Below are 15735 nucleotides of genomic sequence, written 5' to 3'. Positions count from 1 at the left end.
ACATTTTCTCCACAATTCAGAACTACTTCGGTATTGGTGGTGCTCCTTTTTTTTGTTCACCTTACCTTGCTCCACTAATGCCCAGCTGATGGAATCTGGCAATATAAAATAATAAGTTTTACTTAAATGGATGCTAAAAAATCAGTCTTGAATTTTTCGTGTTTGTCGAGCATCAGTTGTTCAAACTTAATGCCTTGCTCACGTAAAACTTCAATGTTTTGAACGAGGAATTCGTCACTGCCGACAATATAGAAGATTCCGTCCTTGTCTGCGGCAAGCTTTTTCACTTCTTCATAGTAGTCTTTACGATTATCAACGAACTGTGATGTAAACTTCTTATCAGAAGCTGTTTCAAAAATAGTAGTGAATAAAAAGTCCCTTGAAGAATCGATGTTAAGGGAATGAATTTGTTTTACATTGTCAGCACGTTCGAAATAATCGAGTACAAGCGGTCTGAAAGTTGCAAGGCCAACACCTGATGATAGTAAGTAAACATTTTTGTCTTCTCTTTTAAGCGGTACATTCGAATGCGTTTTAAATAGAGCAACTTCATTACCAATTTCAAGATTTCTTAAAATTGTCTTAAACTCAGAGCACTGCTCTTTGATACGCGTTGTGATCCCAATTGAATTTTCCTGCGGTAACGTAGAGATGGACATATGGCGAATCAGGCTACGGTTTGGTTTATCTCCTGCATTGAACCCTTCCAGTGCGAGGTGGGTGTGGGAACCTTCTTCCCATGTGAAGTCTTCTGGACACTCGAGCATGTACGTTTTTACCTCTGGCGTTTCTTCAATAATCTTATTTATTTTAGTCCAATAAATATGCATGACATAATCTCCTCTTAATCTTTGGTATGTATCGTTATTATTTACTATACAATAAATGATAACGATTCTCAATTAAATTCATTAAAAGTTTCAGAAAATTTTAATCATGAAATAAATATGCCAACGTAACGCTTAATCTATAAGGATAACTTTTTGATCTAGGACTGGGATTTTATGTTAGTATATAAGTGTGAATATTCAGATTATTCATCAGAGGCGAAACGTATTGAATGCTGTTCCTCGTTGAATTATCTCAGGTGCGCTACTTTTGTGTGCAATATTGTTTTTCATGAAAGGATTTGAATTATGGTCATCAAAGAACAGTATAGATGGCGATAGAATTGGGGTTCATTTTTTAATTATCGAGATCAATGACCAGGTTCCGTTAGAAAGCATATCACCCTATGACATTAGGAATTTTTGGAGCAGCGCTACTAGCTACCGTTACTTTTATCACGCAATTAATAATAGCTCAAAAGTCATTTAGGAAAACAAGCTAAAGCAATCGGAGGAGATTTAAATGCAAATCCCAACACATATTGTCGCGGTAGGCGGTATAGTGGAAGACGATCAGGGAAATATTCTGTTAGTGAAAACTAAACATGGTGGGTGGGTTTTCCCAGGTGGACAAGTGGAAGTTGGGGAAAATCTAATAGATGCTTTAATTAGAGAAGTGAAAGAAGAAAGTGGTATCGATGTAACAGTCTCAAATCTAATTGGCGTTTATTCTAATACAGGAAAACATAAGGGTTATGACGGTGTCACCGATATCCCAACTAAAGTAATGATGGACTTTGTTTGCAAGCCTGTGGGTGGAGAATTGGATGTATCTGATGAAACAACCGATAGTCGCTGGGTTAAGAAAGATGAGGTGCTAGATTACGTTGAAACACCTGCATACCGAACACGCTATCAGGCTTATTTAGATTTTACAAATCAGACTCACTACATGGAGTACGTAACACATCCAACATTTGAACTGAAGCAAAAAAGAATGATATAAGTGTGAAAGATGGACACCCAATTAGCATAAAATGACTAGATGGATAATTGCTATATTGTTGGAGGAGGCGAATCCAATGAGATTCGGGCTATTGGTCATTAGCTTCATTTTATCCTTAGGCAGTGTTTTTCTATTTGTTGCTAATTCGGGTGAGGAAATAATTTTAGGCTTTCCGGTAAGGTTTGTAATTTTTCACCATTTGGATTTATATAACAGTCCATTTTCTGCTTTAAATCCGATAAACTTCTTGAGTATGGATTTTAGTATCCTTTTATTAATTGTAAATGCAAGTGTGTATTATGTTAGTTTGCTTATTATTGTTCGTACATATCATGAATTTACAAAAGGACATCGAAGAAGATTATGATAGATAAATTATTTGCTTAATTGGGTCCTCTTTTTATCGTTAGTGGGCCTAACTTCGGACACAAATAGGTCCTAGATTGGAAAACTAGTCCGAGGTAAGTGCAACCTCGGACAGAAACAAGCGCAAGTTTACTATTCTAGTCCGAAGTTAGATAATTGTGTTCCACCGCTATCATTACATCTTTAACAAATATGCGAAAACGCCAATATATCAGCGTTTTCGCATTAATTCATAATAAACTAGTTTGAATTTAGCTTATGCTCCCTATTAAAAATAATAAACAAAAACACAACCAACAACAGTACACTAACAATATGGAAAAAGCTCACCGAAGTAAAGTACTGGATAAATACACCGCCAATAAACGGTCCACCTAAGCTACCAAGACTAAAAGCAATGCCACAAAGTAGGTTGCCAGTCGGTAAAAGATTTGTTGGCATTAAGTCGGTCATGTAAGATATGCCAAGAGAAAATGTGGAGCCAACCACCATCCCTGCGACTAAGATACATACAAACAATCCCCAGAACGTGTTTTCTAAAAAGCTTGCTGTGAAAAAGCTAACAAATCCTAATGATAAAACGATCGATAAAACACGTTTTCTGCCAAGCTTATCACTTAAAATACCTAGAGGCAGTTGTGTGATAATACCTCCAACAGCAAAAGTCGCTAACAAAACGGAAACATTTTCAACGGTCACGCCGATCCGTAATGCATAGACAGGAAAACTGCCGTTAAGCGAAGCTTCAAGAAAACCATAGGCAAGTGGAGGTAAGAATGCTACCCATCCATAAAGCAATGCCTTTTTAAATCGTCCTGCTGTTTTTACGATAGAACTCACTTCTACTTCTTGGTCACTAGTAGGGTAATCATTAGGTAAGAAAAATACAAAAATCCACCCGATAAAACAGAGAACAGATGACAGTATAAATGGGAGCGCCACATTGATTTCAATTAATGGTGTCATCAACGGCCCTGCTGCAAATCCTATTCCAAAAAATAACCCGTAAAGAGAAATGTTCCTGCCGCGTCGATGTTCTGGTGAAATAGCAGTAATCCATGTTTGTGTCGCGAAATGCAGGGCGTTATCCCCGATACCAATTAAAAGCCTTAAGAAAAACCAGAACCAAAAGGATTCCCATAATGGAAATAGGGAAAGAGATACAAATACAATCAAACCACCATAGATAATGATGGAGCGGTATCCGAATCTTCGTAATGGTTGTTCCATAAAAGGAGAAGCTAACAATATTCCAATATAAAGACCAGTAGCATTTAATCCGTTTAACGAGGAAGAAACGCCGTTGTTTTCAAAAATAACTGCGATTAGCGGTAGGAGCATGCCTTGGCTAAAACCAGAAATTGCAACGATACTCACTAAAATCCAAAATTTAAACTTTTCATTTTGCATAGGTAACTCCATTTTTGCTATGATCATGTATGTACACTAAATACATAGCTTTATTTTTAAAACCCAAATACAAATGTAATACGAGGACGCAAGCTCGTCAATGGTAAAGCTTCACTCAAAAAAAGGTTAGAACTTAGTCTAAAAGGGATAAACTAGTAGGAAGGATTCAAAAAAGGAGTAGATGTTATGGAATTTACATTGAAAGAAAATGGTGTTCGTACAGCACTATCATATGGTACACTAGATATTTCCGGTGATGAGTTATATGGTTTTAGACCATATCAACTTATGGTTGCATCGATTGTTGGTTGTAGTGCATCTGTATTCAGAAAAATATTAGCGAAACAACGAGTGGAAATCGACGACTTAACGATTCAAGTAGAAGTCGAAAGAAACGAATTGGAAGCGAATCGAATTGAAAAGATTGATATACATTTTGTCATTAAGGGAAAAAATTTAGATGATGAAAAGTTATATAAGAACTTAGAAGTTGCTCGAAAAAATTGTTCGATGGTTCGTTCAGTAGAAAATAGCATTGAAATCAATGAAACACTTGAATCGATTGAGTTAAGTCAATAAATTCATGATTAGCTGCCTTTTTCTCTTCATTAGAGAGGGCAGTTTTTCTGTGTATAGGTTTAGGTTTAAGATAGAAAATAACATAATGAATGACGTAAAAAGGTGGCGTTTTTGGTGGGTAATATGTTAAAAAGATTTGTCGTTTTCTTCATTGGAATTATAGTTGTGTCTTTCGGAATTAGCTTGACCATTAAGGCCGACCTCGGTGCAGGGAGTTGGGATGCATTAAATGTAGGTTTATCCAACACGATTGGATTTACGGTTGGAACTTGGGTGTTTATTGTGGGAATTATTCTTATGTTCGTTAACGCCTGGTTAATGCAAACGAAACCAGATTATCTCGCTATTTTCACCATATTTTTTGTTGGCGTATGTATCGACTTTTGGTTAATCATCGCATTTGGGAATTGGGATCCAAATAACTTGCTATTGCAAGTCATTTTGTTTTTGATTGGGATGATCTTACTTGCTCTAGGGATTTCTATTTACTTACAAGCGAAGTTCCCTGCTATTCCTATTGATAAGTTAATGATTGCTATTCAAAAAAGAACAGGTCTGAATATGATGATTTCTAAAACGATTGGTGAAGTTTCTGCATTTATTCTGGCTTTCTTATTTGGCGGACCAATAGGTGTCGGTACGTTATTGTTAACTTTTTTAATTGGGCCTTTAGTGCAATTCTTTTTTCCACGGGTAGAACGTACAACCAAACGTTTTATATAAAAGCTCGTAGTTTTGCATAACTTTGGCGCGTCTCGAAAATACTAAGTTAAAAATAAAGGAAAGGATTGGGACGCATGAAAAAGATCATTGTAATGTTCATTGCTCTAATGCTTTGTATCGTTACTCCTTTATCGATATATGCCAAGGAAGAAGTGCCGTCAAAATCAACCGATAATGATGAAATACCGAGTCACGTATTAAACATATCCAAGGAAAACACATATCCAAATTCAACAAAAGACGAGACGATCCTTGAACCAAGTGATTTAGTTGAGGAATTAATTGAAGAGGCAGAAGTAGATATTGAAAATCCAGAATTAATTAAAATGTTAAATGAATCATCACTAAAACCATCCCCAATCGCTATTGGCTATCGTGGTATGATCTATATGGGGCACTGGCCATTAAGTTACGAATCAAAGGAAACAAACATTAATTGGGAATACCAAAAAATTAATGCAAATGAGTTAAATAATATTGGTGGTAATAATCAAAAAACGATGAGCTATAATCAGCTAGAAGAGAAACATATCAAGGGTGGATTGACTGCTAAGATTAATCGTCCTGATCAAATAAAGAAACTGATGATTTTAAATGCAAAACAAAATACAGAACTTCCGTTATCTTTCCACACTGTGGTAGGAAAAGGAACAAAGATGGATAACACGTATGCGATTCCAGTTAAAAAAATGGGCTATTTAAATGCATTTGCACCTGCCGTAAGCGAGAAAGGCACAGTTACTTTTGGTGAAGTGTATATCAAGTTAAAAGGTTCGAAAAAGGAAATCGTTGTAAAGAATGTAACAAAACAAGGTATTGGAGCTTGGATTCCAATTCAAGACCATGTATCTTTCTCTTTTAAACTGAAGTAAGGAAACAAAGCCCAGATCATTTTTGTGACCTGGGCTTTGTTTTTATAAAGTAGGCAAATTCTTATTGCATGTCGATATAATATTTGGCCATTTTTATGTTATGGTCAAACATCATTTCTGCGATGATTCTTCTTACTTCTTTTGATGCTGTGAAATAGACTTGATCCTCACATATACCTGTAATTCTGTATTGATAGCCATGAAATTGGTTGTTTAACGAAGAGATCCCATACATCGTAAAGGCTTCAACTGGATTCCCGCTTTCATCCTTTTTCAGATAACAACCGAGTTCCTCATTTAATCGGTCACTTATTTTTTCAAGAAGTGAAAACAACTTCCTAGGGTCTTCATAAAAGCTAACCGTGACATCTTCCACTACGCGCATGATCTCCATATTATAATTTTCTATCGAATTAACCTGTCCGTTATTCAAAGTAACAAGAGTACCTGACCACTGTCTTAATTTAAGAAAGCGTAAGCCGATATCTTCAACTTTTCCTGCATACATATTATTTACTTTGACCCAATCACCCTGATATAAACGCTTTTCAAATAATAGAAAAATACCTGCTAGTAAGTCCTTGACTAAACTACGCGCACCGAATCCTAGGATGACACCTAGTACACCAGCACCAGCTAAAATATTTGTGACATTTACATCCAAAATAGAAGTTAACACATAAACGATGAAACCGATTGTAGCAACATATTTGAATATAGAACTTAATAGTGATTCGATCGAACGTTCTTTTCTTTCATCAATTAGGTTAGTGCGTTTAAAAAAGTAAGAAATGATTCTTCTAGAAAGAAATACGAAAAGGTATGCAAAAAATAACCCCAACACAATCTTGGATACGGGATTACCGAGAATAGGGATGATGTATGACTCCAATAATGAATTAAGATCCATAAACAACCTCCTATTAATAAGAGCTCTTGTTTATTAGAAAAAGTTTTTGATGTAATTCCTCTTTAAAAATGGGAACCCTAGACATACACGTACATTTCTTATACGATAAAAAAGGTGTTTCTATAACATATAAGAATAAGAACGAACTTGACACACAATCTATACAATAAAGGAGTAGAATAATGGAACAACAACAAAAGATTCAGCAATTAAAAGCGCACTTAGAAGGTTTTTTATTACAATTGGATAACCTAGATCCGAGTAAGGCATCAGTTGAGGATATTGATCAATTAATCAAAATTATTGAAAGTATGGAGGAAGACCTTCAATAAAAGACCATGCATGTTTGTGAGAGGTATGTCATATATTAAATCGAAGTATTCCTCCGACTTGGGGGAAAAGTTGTCTCTCGGTCACTATTTATATAGATGTTCAACCGTTGTAATAAATTAACGGTTGATTTTTTTATATCCGCACTTTATTATGGTAAAGCGGTAGAGAGATAAAATATATATATAGAAGTCGAAGGGAAGGAAAAAAATGGCGTGGATTGTTATCGTCTCGGTCTTAATTATGACCGTTTTAAGTTTATTAAAAGTAAATGTTATTATCGCTATTATTGTTGCCGCATTATCGGCAGCACTTTTATCAGGATTATCAATAACAGATTCATTGGAAATGTTCGTAAATGGTATGGGAGGACAAGCGGAAACAGCGTTAAGCTATATTTTACTAGGAGCATTTGCGGTAGCGATTAGCTATACTGGCATAACAACGCTTCTCGTTCAATACTTAATTCGAGTGTTAACAGGGAAAAAGACGATGATGCTTTTGGCTATTGCAGGTGTTGCGTCTTTATCGCAAAACCTTGTCCCAGTGCACATCGCATTTATACCGATTCTTATTCCACCATTATTAAAGTTATTTGATCAAATGAAGATGGACCGTCGAGCAGTTGCAACGGCATTAACGTTTGGTTTAAAAGCTCCATATATTATGATTCCTGCGGGATTTGGGTTAATGTTTCACGAAACAATCCAAGAAGGAATGAAGAGCAGTGGCATCGACATTACTACGAATCAAATTGCTTTGTCTTTACTTATTCCTGGAGCGGGAATGGTTATCGGTTTATTTATTGCGATTTTTGTAACTTATCGTAAAGATCGCACAGTGGAGAGTACAAATCGTGAAGTAAAGGCGTTCGTGCAGCCAGAGAAACTAACTTTCAATCGAAGCCATTTATTAACGCTTATTGCGATCTTAGGAGCACTTGCGGTGCAATTATGGATCGGAAGTTTAATAATTGGTGCCTTAACAGGGTTAGTAATCATGTTCTTATTCTTTGTTGTACCATTTCATAAAGGTGATCGCGTCATTAGTGAGGGTGTGGCGATGATGGGTACGATTGCATTTGTGATGCTAGTTGCTGCAGGATTTGGGCACATTATTCAAGAAATTGGTGCGGTTGATGATTTAGTGAAAGTATCTTCAGGCGTACTTGGAGACAATAAAATGCTTATTGCGTTTGTGTTACTTTTAGTAGGTCTAGTTATTACCATGGGAATTGGTTCGTCCTTTGGAACAATCCCAATCCTAGCAGCTCTGTACGTACCGATTTGTTTAGCGGCTAGTTTCTCTCCGATGGCAACTGCAGCGCTTATTGGTACAGCTGGAGCACTGGGGGATGCTGGTTCACCTGCATCAGATAGTACACTTGGACCAACTTCTGGTCTGAATGCAGACGGAAAGCATAACCACATATGGGATACCTGTGTACCAACGTTTATTCACTTTAATATACCTTTGTTTATATTTGGATGGATTGCTGCGTTAGTTCTATAAGTTTTGCATAAGATCACCTGTAAATAGAGAAAATAAAAGAAAAAACAGGTGGGTTGTTATGAAGAAAAAAAGCTTAATTATCATCACACTCTTCCTATCGTTTGTATTATTTCCTATGTCAATGCAAGCGGAAAGCTATGGATGGGGATATAAAAAGAGTTCCGATAACCAACCTCCACAAGTTGGTAAATACGGCAACATTCTAAAAGAAAACGGAGGTTATTATATAGATGATTCTGGTGATAAAGTCGTCTATTTAACCTTTGATAATGGGTATGAGGAAGGTTATACAAATCAGATTTTAGATGTACTTAACGATAAAGATGTACCAGCAACTTTCTTTGTGACTGGACATTACGTGAAGGATCAACCGGATCTTGTGAGACGAATGGCGAACGATGGTCATATAATTGGTAATCACTCGTATCATCATCCAGATCTAACGGCTTTGTCTAAAGAAAAGATGAAGAAAGAATTAGATTTATTACAACAGGAAGTAGCCAAAATCACAGGTGAAGAAACGATGAATTATCTTCGTCCACCAAAAGGAACATTCAATGATCAAACGTTAAAATGGGCGAATGAATTAGGTTACATGCACATCTTTTGGTCTCTCGCATTTGTGGATTGGCATACGGATAGTCAACAAGGATGGAAAAGTGCCTATCATCAGGTGATGAAGCAAATTCATCCAGGAGCTATTATCTTGTTGCATACTGTTTCCAAAGATAATGCAGAAGCCCTGGAACACTTGATTGATGATTTAAGAAAGCAAGGCTATACCTTTAAAAGTATTGATGATTTAGTCATAAAGGATATGATTCCAAAACAGATTTTTGGTTTATAAGAAAAAGCGTGCAACTCGCACGCTTTTTTCTATGGCTAAATTTTAGTCAGTTCATCATAACGTGGAATAAAATGTTAAGATGGATATACAACCTTTTAAGAGGGAGAGATGTAAATGGAGTTCCTCATGATCATTCTCGTAATTGCGGTGGTGTTTTGTTCCATTGCTGCTTGGGTTAATACAAAAATTATTCTGCGTGATATCGCCAAAATTAAGGAGCGCCTGGAGATTGTTGAAGAAGAACCAACACGTTCAGGTTTTACTGTAGATGAGGATGGGCGTTTGTAATTGTATCTATCCTAAGGGAGAGGTTCGATGAAACATAATTATGTTACGTATGTTGTTGTGCTAGTTATTGGGATCTTTTTTCTATCCCCTAGTCCTTCATTTGCAACGTCTTGGGAGTATTTCTTTGTTGTGTGGGATGGAGACAAGTATGAGGTAACGGATGAAATTGTGGAGAAGGTCGATCAGAAAATCGGGGAAGTAACGAAGTATTCGGATATGGATACATATTCCGGTAATTTTTCTAATGCCTACCATGAAGGAACAGATTATTATGCGATTCAAGGTACGAGTACAGATGAAGCGATAGCGGTGGAAGAAGCGAACGGGAAATATAAGAAAGCAATTAATAGAGGGACCTATGATGGGGGAATGAACACGTTTATAGACCTTGCTACCGTTATTGGGGGAATAATCGTATTTATTTTGATCCTATCTCTTGTCATGACATTCTTTTATCAGAGCAGCAAGAAATGAAACCTTGCTTATATAATTACTAAAAACAAGCAGTCTTGAAGTAAAGACTGCTTGTTTTTGGTATGTGGTTGTATCCTATTGGTATGGTTATAAGGTATATAATCTAGCCAGAAATCGCACTACCTACTCTTCATCATCTAAAATATTATATGCCATATTAAACAAGACCATTTGACTGTCGATTACCTCATCACCTTCACGTGCCAAAACGTGATGATAATCGCCGTCTTCTAACTGCTCTCTGGCATTGACATTATCGGAAAGCATGATGGTTAGTGCTTTTTTAATTCGAATCTTAATGTGTCCTTCGTATATGGGGAAAGAGAGTTCCACCCGTTTGACCATATTTCTAGTCATTAAATCAGCTGAAGACAAGAATATCTTTTCTTCTCCGTTATGATGAAAATAATAAATCCGACTATGTTCTAAAAACCGACCTACGATACTCCGAACTCTGATATGGTCACTAATCCCTTTTATTCCAGGCCTCAAGCAACATATCCCGCGAACGATTAAGTCAATTTCTACGCCAGCTTGAGAAGCTTCGTAAAGCTTTTTAATTAAAGGTTTATCTGTTAAGGAGTTCATTTTTGCAATAATTCTCCCATTGCCGTGCATCTTATGATACATGATTTCATCATCTATATAATCGAGGAAGTCTTGTCTAATTTCAAAGGGGGCCATGGAGATATGATGGAACGCTGGCCTTTCTGTATAACCACTTAAGTAGTTAAAGAAGTTTGTAGCATCCGTACCAAACTTGCGCTTTGTTGTAATTAATGACATATCTGTATAAAAACTTGCGGTTTGGTCGTTATAATTCCCTGTCCCTAAATGAACAAATTGCTCAATTTTGCCATGATGTTTTCGAACTACCAATGTGATTTTACTATGCGTTTTTAAATAGTTCATTCCATAGATCACGTGGCATCCAGCTTTTTCTAACTCTTTTGCCCACTGTACGTTTTTTTCTTCATCGAAACGAGCCTTTAGTTCCACTAAGACGGTCACTTGTTTTCCGTTTTCAGCTGCTCGTTTTAACCCTTTAATAATTGGCGAGTCACCACTAACCCGATATAGGGTTTGTTTAATTGCTAATACATCAGGATCATCTGCTGCTTCCGTTATAAAGTCAATAACAGGTCCAAAAGATTCGTAAGGATGGTGACGGAAAATATCTCGTTTTTTTGCTGCCTCAAACACATTCTCGTCTTGGGTAATATCTTTTGCGGGTTGTGGCATTAAGGTTTCATACACTAAGTACTCATGCGTTTTAAAAAGCTCTGAATAGAATTTAAACAGAAACGTTAAGTCCAATGGTCCATCCACGATATATAAATCACTTTTGTGTATTTCAAGTACGTTAAGTAAGAAATGAACGATATCTTCGTCATATTTAGTTTTTCGTACCTCTAACCGGACTGCGGCACCCCACTTACGCTTTTTTAACTCTTTTTCAATCTCTTTTAAAAGGTCTCTTGCACCTTCTTCGTGAATCGTCATATCGGCATTTCTCGTAATTCGAAATTCTGTAGTCGATCGAACCTTGTAGCCTGTAAAAAATTTATGGATAAACTGGCCGATAATGTCTTCAAGGAGTACGTATCGATGTGTATTACGTATTTTAATATAGCGATCTAATAATGCAGGTACTTGTACAATAGCTGTCTTCTGTTTCATTTCAGTGTCTTCCAGTATATCTTCCAATACAACCGCAATGTTTAACGATTTATTTAAAAGCATTGGAAAAGGGCGATAAGCATCAATTGCCATTGGTGTTAATACTGGAAATATGTGATCATCAAAGTATTCCTCAAGTTCGTCTAATTCCTTTTGCATTAACAACTCAATGGGGATGATGGAGATATTTTCTTGATTCAACGGTTCTTGAAGTTGTGTATAGGTTTGATATTGAGTCTGCACGAGCGTGTGATTAAGCTCAGAAATTCTTGCTAATTGTTGTTTAGGTGTTAATCCTGACTTGTTATCGGCTTTATTGAATCCTGCTTTCACCTGATCTTTAAGACCGGCTACACGAACCATAAAGAATTCATCTAGATTGGAACTGAAAATAGATAGAAACTTAAACCGTTCTAATAAAGGGTTTTTTAAATCGGTTGCTTCCTCTAATACCCGCTTATTAAAATGTAACCAGCTAATTTCGCGGTTATTATAATACAATGGGTTATCTAGATCGATTTTTTTATCTAAAATTGACATCTATTCTCATCCTTTGTCGATAGTCTCTCCACTCTATCTTACTATCTATGATTGGATATAAATGTTAAGTTTCTGTAAATTTGCTAGGGCTTTTGTTTGATGTCTACAAATTCAAGCTCTATATTTTTCCTTATCGCTTTTTCCAGGTGCTTTTTTTGTTTTTCCGATTGGTATGCTTCTGGCATCCAATCTTTATTACAATACAATGTGACGTAAATCGCATCTTTTTTCACTTTATAATCAATATCTTGAACGACTTGCCTTCTTGTAGCATCCAAGCAATAAGCAAATTTAAGTAACGCTCCTAAAAAACGTAGTTTCTTTTGTTCTTCCTTTAGAAACCATGATTTATACGGTGCTAAAAATTGTTTGAAAACTGTTTTATTTTTAAAAGAGGCAACAATCGCTAGTTTCAATCTTTCCATATGTAGAAGTCCATCTATCGTTCTGTTCGCGAGTAAATAAAAGGTGTGTTGTGCACTCGATTCGGAATCAATATAGTTACCGAGGTTAAACACATAGCTCGCTCTTTTTAATATCGTCCAGTCATTTGTTGTTAAATTGCCGAGTCCTTGTTCGCGAAGGCACTGAAACATTTTTCTTGTCAGAAACTGTACGTGCAATATTTGTTTAGGATCCAAATCAAAATCATTGATTAGCTCTTGGATACTGTCTTCGAGCACGTTTGGGAACAAAAAAGAACCAAGATCCTCCGATAATTGTTCGTAAAAAACGCCGTCACGAAGCCCTTTTCTACTTAAAATAAAACTGTCTGCCTGCATCGTTTGGTATAAGCAATGAAAAACCTCGATGGCAGGAACAATAATATCTGCACGGTCCTTTGATAGCCCTTCGACTTTTTGTAATTGATCAAACGGTAATGTTGTTAAGTAGTTGCTTACTTGTATGATGTCACTTAACTGCATTTTATATTGATGTAGTCCGGCTAAAGGATACTTTTTCTTATTTTGGTCGATTTGTACTAGGTTTCGAGCACTTCCTCCGATCCCGACAAGTGGTATATGCTTATTCTTAATCCAAGGGAGTGTATCAAATTGAGAGCGTAGGAACGAACGTAGCTCATTAATCTCCTTATCCTGTGCACTATCGTTTTGAAAAAAATTCTTTAAAGTTAAAGCTCCAAAGGGAAAACTATGCGAGTGGACTAACTTTCGATCTTTGAAATAAGTGACTTCTGTACTGCCACCACCAATATCGACAGTAATCCCCTCTGTTAGGGAGGTGGAGTTAACCACTGCTAAATACCCATAAAAAGCTTCTTCGTGTTCGGATAGGACACGCATGTCGAATCCAGTCTGTTCCTTAATCGTTGTTTTCATTTCCTCTTGATTTGATGCTTGGCGGATTGTAGCTGTAGCAACACATTTTAAGTGAGTAATGTCATATGTATCCACTACTTCTTTGAATCCTTGTAGTGTTTCAATAAGAATATCTATCCCTTGCTTTGATAATGTGCCATCATCGCGAAGGTGGTTTCGTAACCTTGCGACAGCTTTAACGTTCTCTACTTCTCGTAAACGCCCTGCTTTTTCTTGCAGGTATATGACTAACCGCATTGTGTTAGAACCAATATCAATGATTGCATAGAATTGTTTTTGCATCGTATCACCTGTCCATCTCTAGTGTTGTTCACAGTATACCATAGTGATTTACTTGCTAAACCAATCTTACATTAATCTTTAGAGCACGAAAAAGGTTTTCCTACAAGAGACTTCGCACGTATGGAACAAACTTTTTATGATGACTTCTGCATTTGAATCAAGAGCTGTTGATAAACCGCAGCTTCTTCCGTTTCACCGGCTTTTTTTAGTAGAGCAACTAATGCTTGCACGATCTTTTTGTCTTCTGGGTGTAACTCCATTTCCCATTTAAAACAATCAATGGCCTTTTCGAGTTGGTTAAAATAGATATACAACTCGCCAAGTTCATATTGCTGATCAGGGTCATTTTCTAACTGTTGCATGGTTTTTAACTTTTGTTCAATCGGGAAATGCAGGTTTAGCTCATGGAAGGGAGCAAACCAATCGATAATCTCGTCAATCGATTTATGCGGAAGTGCGGCATACACAAAAGCTCGTATCAGTTGTTCCTGCTTTTTCACATCCGTTGGCACGATTTCGAGTATGCGTTTATTTGCAATACTAAAGAACGCAAGGAGTGTAGACGGGGCGGTATGGGTGAAACTATTCATAATCGCTTCTGATTGTTCATCGGAAGGTTGGAAGCCTGTTGAGAAAACAACTTTGATTGTTTCATCATATTGTTTTTCTTGTAAATGATGAGTGATTAATTGATTTTGTAATTCTGGATGTGTTTGAACAAATTGAGAAAGTGTTTGTAAGATATATGCCTGTCCTATTGGATCTAATTGATCAATCATTTCTTTAATTCGATTGAAATTGTCATGAGAATAGTAATGGCGCAGTAAGTGGGTGCGAACGATTAGCTCATCGTTCCAACGATTTTCTGTTTTATATAGATGTAGTAACGTAGACGTTTGTTGACGATCTTCGAGATGATCAAAACTTATCAACTCAAAGAAAATAGAGTCACTGTTTACAAGCTTTTCTGGATCTTCGTATAACTTCTCATAACGTTGAAATTGGAGGTTGTGGATCATATCTTTAACAAAAGCATCATTCGGATCGTATTGCTGCAGGATTCGTAACAGTTGATAAGCAGACAGCATCTGCCCATTTCTACGATATTGATAATAGGTTTTTTTAAATAATTTTATTATGGTTTCTTTAGAAATAAAGGAATCAAAGAAAGTGAACATGACTGCAATCTCTTTTTCAGAGAATTTATGTTGAAGATGCTTGAAAAGCTGATTAAAGCTTTGTAGATGAAAGGAGTTATGTAAACGGAGCAACGCTTGTACGGATGGATGATTGGCCTCCATCGTTATACCTCTTTGAAATGCACGATGCGTAAAAGAGTTGATGTTAATTTTGTTTGTTTTTACACCATTTATGAAATTGTTTTTGTAGAAGTAGAGGTAATAGGTGTTTCCTTCTTGATCCATACCTTCAATAATCTTGCACTGGTTAAACATCACCATCTGTTCAACTGTTAACGTTAAGTTTTTTTTATTCGATGTAACGTGGAGCTGATTACTTGTCACAATGAATCCCTCCTTATTTACCTTCATGATACCACAGACGTATTTAGAAAAGAAACTTCCGTATTATTCATTGTTTTACTGTCTAGGGCTTAAGTGTTTAGAAAAAATCATGTGTGAAGCCTATAAAGAGGATTTGCCCTTTTCAACTTCAAGTTCAATAGCAATTTCTTCACGAGCTAATAAAAAGATGCTATAATAATGTAATTAGTACCAAGTGCTAATATCT

At 36.4% G+C, this 15735-nt stretch carries 16 protein-coding genes; 10 read left to right on the top strand and 6 right to left on the bottom strand.

What is annotated here, in order from left to right; all coding sequences use genetic code 11:
- Nucleotides 1-122: 122 nt before the first annotated feature.
- Complete coding sequence (locus tag NYQ66_RS01380; protein WP_259866046.1) at nt 123-830, bottom strand: ferredoxin reductase domain-containing protein; 708 nt, start codon at nt 828-830, stop codon at nt 123-125.
- 520 nt (nt 831-1350) lie between these two features.
- Between NYQ66_RS01380 and NYQ66_RS01375 the strand changes: the two genes are divergently transcribed.
- Together NYQ66_RS01375 and NYQ66_RS01370 are read left to right on the top strand one after the other, a co-directional pair.
- The gene (locus NYQ66_RS01375) at nt 1351-1833 is read left to right on the top strand and encodes an NUDIX hydrolase (protein ID WP_259866044.1); all 483 of its coding nucleotides are present in this window, start codon (nt 1351-1353) and stop codon (nt 1831-1833) included.
- Nucleotides 1834-1909: 76 nt separating this feature from the next.
- Nucleotides 1910-2200: a hypothetical protein gene (locus NYQ66_RS01370; RefSeq protein WP_259866043.1), complete on the top strand. Its 291-nt coding sequence runs from the start codon at nt 1910-1912 to the stop codon at nt 2198-2200.
- A gap of 239 nt (nt 2201-2439) precedes the next feature.
- Here the strand turns inward: NYQ66_RS01370 and NYQ66_RS01365 are convergent, their stop codons facing one another.
- Complete coding sequence (locus NYQ66_RS01365) at nt 2440-3609, bottom strand: MFS transporter (RefSeq protein ID WP_259866040.1); 1170 nt, start codon at nt 3607-3609, stop codon at nt 2440-2442.
- Between the two features lie 186 nt (nt 3610-3795).
- Here NYQ66_RS01365 and NYQ66_RS01360 point away from each other — a divergent pair, with 186 nt between their 5' ends.
- From NYQ66_RS01360 to NYQ66_RS01350, 3 genes are all read left to right on the top strand, one after another.
- Nucleotides 3796-4188 carry an OsmC family protein gene (locus NYQ66_RS01360; RefSeq protein WP_259866038.1) on the top strand — a complete coding sequence of 131 codons (393 nt, stop codon included), beginning with the start codon at nt 3796-3798 and terminating at the stop codon, nt 4186-4188.
- A gap of 123 nt (nt 4189-4311) precedes the next feature.
- Nucleotides 4312-4911 (top strand): YczE/YyaS/YitT family protein, encoded by a 600-nt coding sequence (locus NYQ66_RS01355; protein ID WP_259866170.1) that lies wholly within the window; start codon nt 4312-4314, stop codon nt 4909-4911.
- Nucleotides 4912-4985: 74 nt separating this feature from the next.
- Nucleotides 4986-5783 (top strand): YfkD famly protein, encoded by a 798-nt coding sequence (locus tag NYQ66_RS01350; protein ID WP_259866037.1) that lies wholly within the window; start codon nt 4986-4988, stop codon nt 5781-5783.
- A gap of 61 nt (nt 5784-5844) precedes the next feature.
- Here NYQ66_RS01350 and NYQ66_RS01345 read toward each other — a convergent pair whose 3' ends face one another.
- Nucleotides 5845-6693 carry a mechanosensitive ion channel family protein gene (locus NYQ66_RS01345; protein WP_259866035.1) on the bottom strand — a complete coding sequence of 283 codons (849 nt, stop codon included), beginning with the start codon at nt 6691-6693 and terminating at the stop codon, nt 5845-5847.
- Between the two features lie 182 nt (nt 6694-6875).
- On the opposite strand from NYQ66_RS01345, the gene NYQ66_RS01340 reads away from it, so the two are divergent.
- The 5 genes from NYQ66_RS01340 (at nt 6876) to NYQ66_RS01320 (ending at nt 10144) form a co-directional block, all read left to right on the top strand.
- Entirely contained in the window at nt 6876-7025 is a 150-nt protein-coding gene (locus NYQ66_RS01340; protein WP_259866033.1) for an SE1561 family protein, read from the top strand.
- 208 nt (nt 7026-7233) lie between these two features.
- Nucleotides 7234-8535: a Na+/H+ antiporter family protein gene (locus NYQ66_RS01335; RefSeq protein ID WP_259866031.1), complete on the top strand. Its 1302-nt coding sequence runs from the start codon at nt 7234-7236 to the stop codon at nt 8533-8535.
- Between the two features lie 58 nt (nt 8536-8593).
- On the top strand, nt 8594-9382 hold the full coding sequence (gene pdaA / locus NYQ66_RS01330; protein WP_259866029.1) for a delta-lactam-biosynthetic de-N-acetylase: 789 nt from the start codon (nt 8594-8596) through the stop codon (nt 9380-9382).
- A gap of 114 nt (nt 9383-9496) precedes the next feature.
- Nucleotides 9497-9670, top strand: coding sequence for a hypothetical protein (locus NYQ66_RS01325; RefSeq protein WP_259866027.1), 174 nt, complete (start codon nt 9497-9499; stop codon nt 9668-9670).
- Nucleotides 9671-9697: 27 nt separating this feature from the next.
- Nucleotides 9698-10144, top strand: a complete 447-nt coding sequence (locus NYQ66_RS01320; protein WP_259866025.1) for a hypothetical protein — start codon at nt 9698-9700, stop codon at nt 10142-10144.
- A 123-nt stretch (nt 10145-10267) separates the two neighbouring features.
- Here NYQ66_RS01320 and NYQ66_RS01315 read toward each other — a convergent pair whose 3' ends face one another.
- From NYQ66_RS01315 to NYQ66_RS01305, 3 genes are all read right to left on the bottom strand, one after another.
- Entirely contained in the window at nt 10268-12364 is a 2097-nt protein-coding gene (locus NYQ66_RS01315) for an RNA degradosome polyphosphate kinase (protein ID WP_259866023.1), read from the bottom strand.
- An 83-nt stretch (nt 12365-12447) separates the two neighbouring features.
- The gene (gene ppx / locus NYQ66_RS01310; protein ID WP_259866021.1) at nt 12448-13986 is read right to left on the bottom strand and encodes an exopolyphosphatase; all 1539 of its coding nucleotides are present in this window, start codon (nt 13984-13986) and stop codon (nt 12448-12450) included.
- 134 nt (nt 13987-14120) lie between these two features.
- Nucleotides 14121-15509, bottom strand: a complete 1389-nt coding sequence (locus NYQ66_RS01305; RefSeq protein ID WP_259866018.1) for a tetratricopeptide repeat protein — start codon at nt 15507-15509, stop codon at nt 14121-14123.
- Nucleotides 15510-15735: the final 226 nt, after the last annotated feature.

It is taken from the genome of Aquibacillus koreensis, assembly GCF_025154055.1.
Classification (GTDB): domain Bacteria; phylum Bacillota; class Bacilli; order Bacillales; family Amphibacillaceae; genus Aquibacillus_C; species Aquibacillus_C koreensis.
This window is presented reverse-complemented; position numbering and strand designations above follow the sequence as displayed.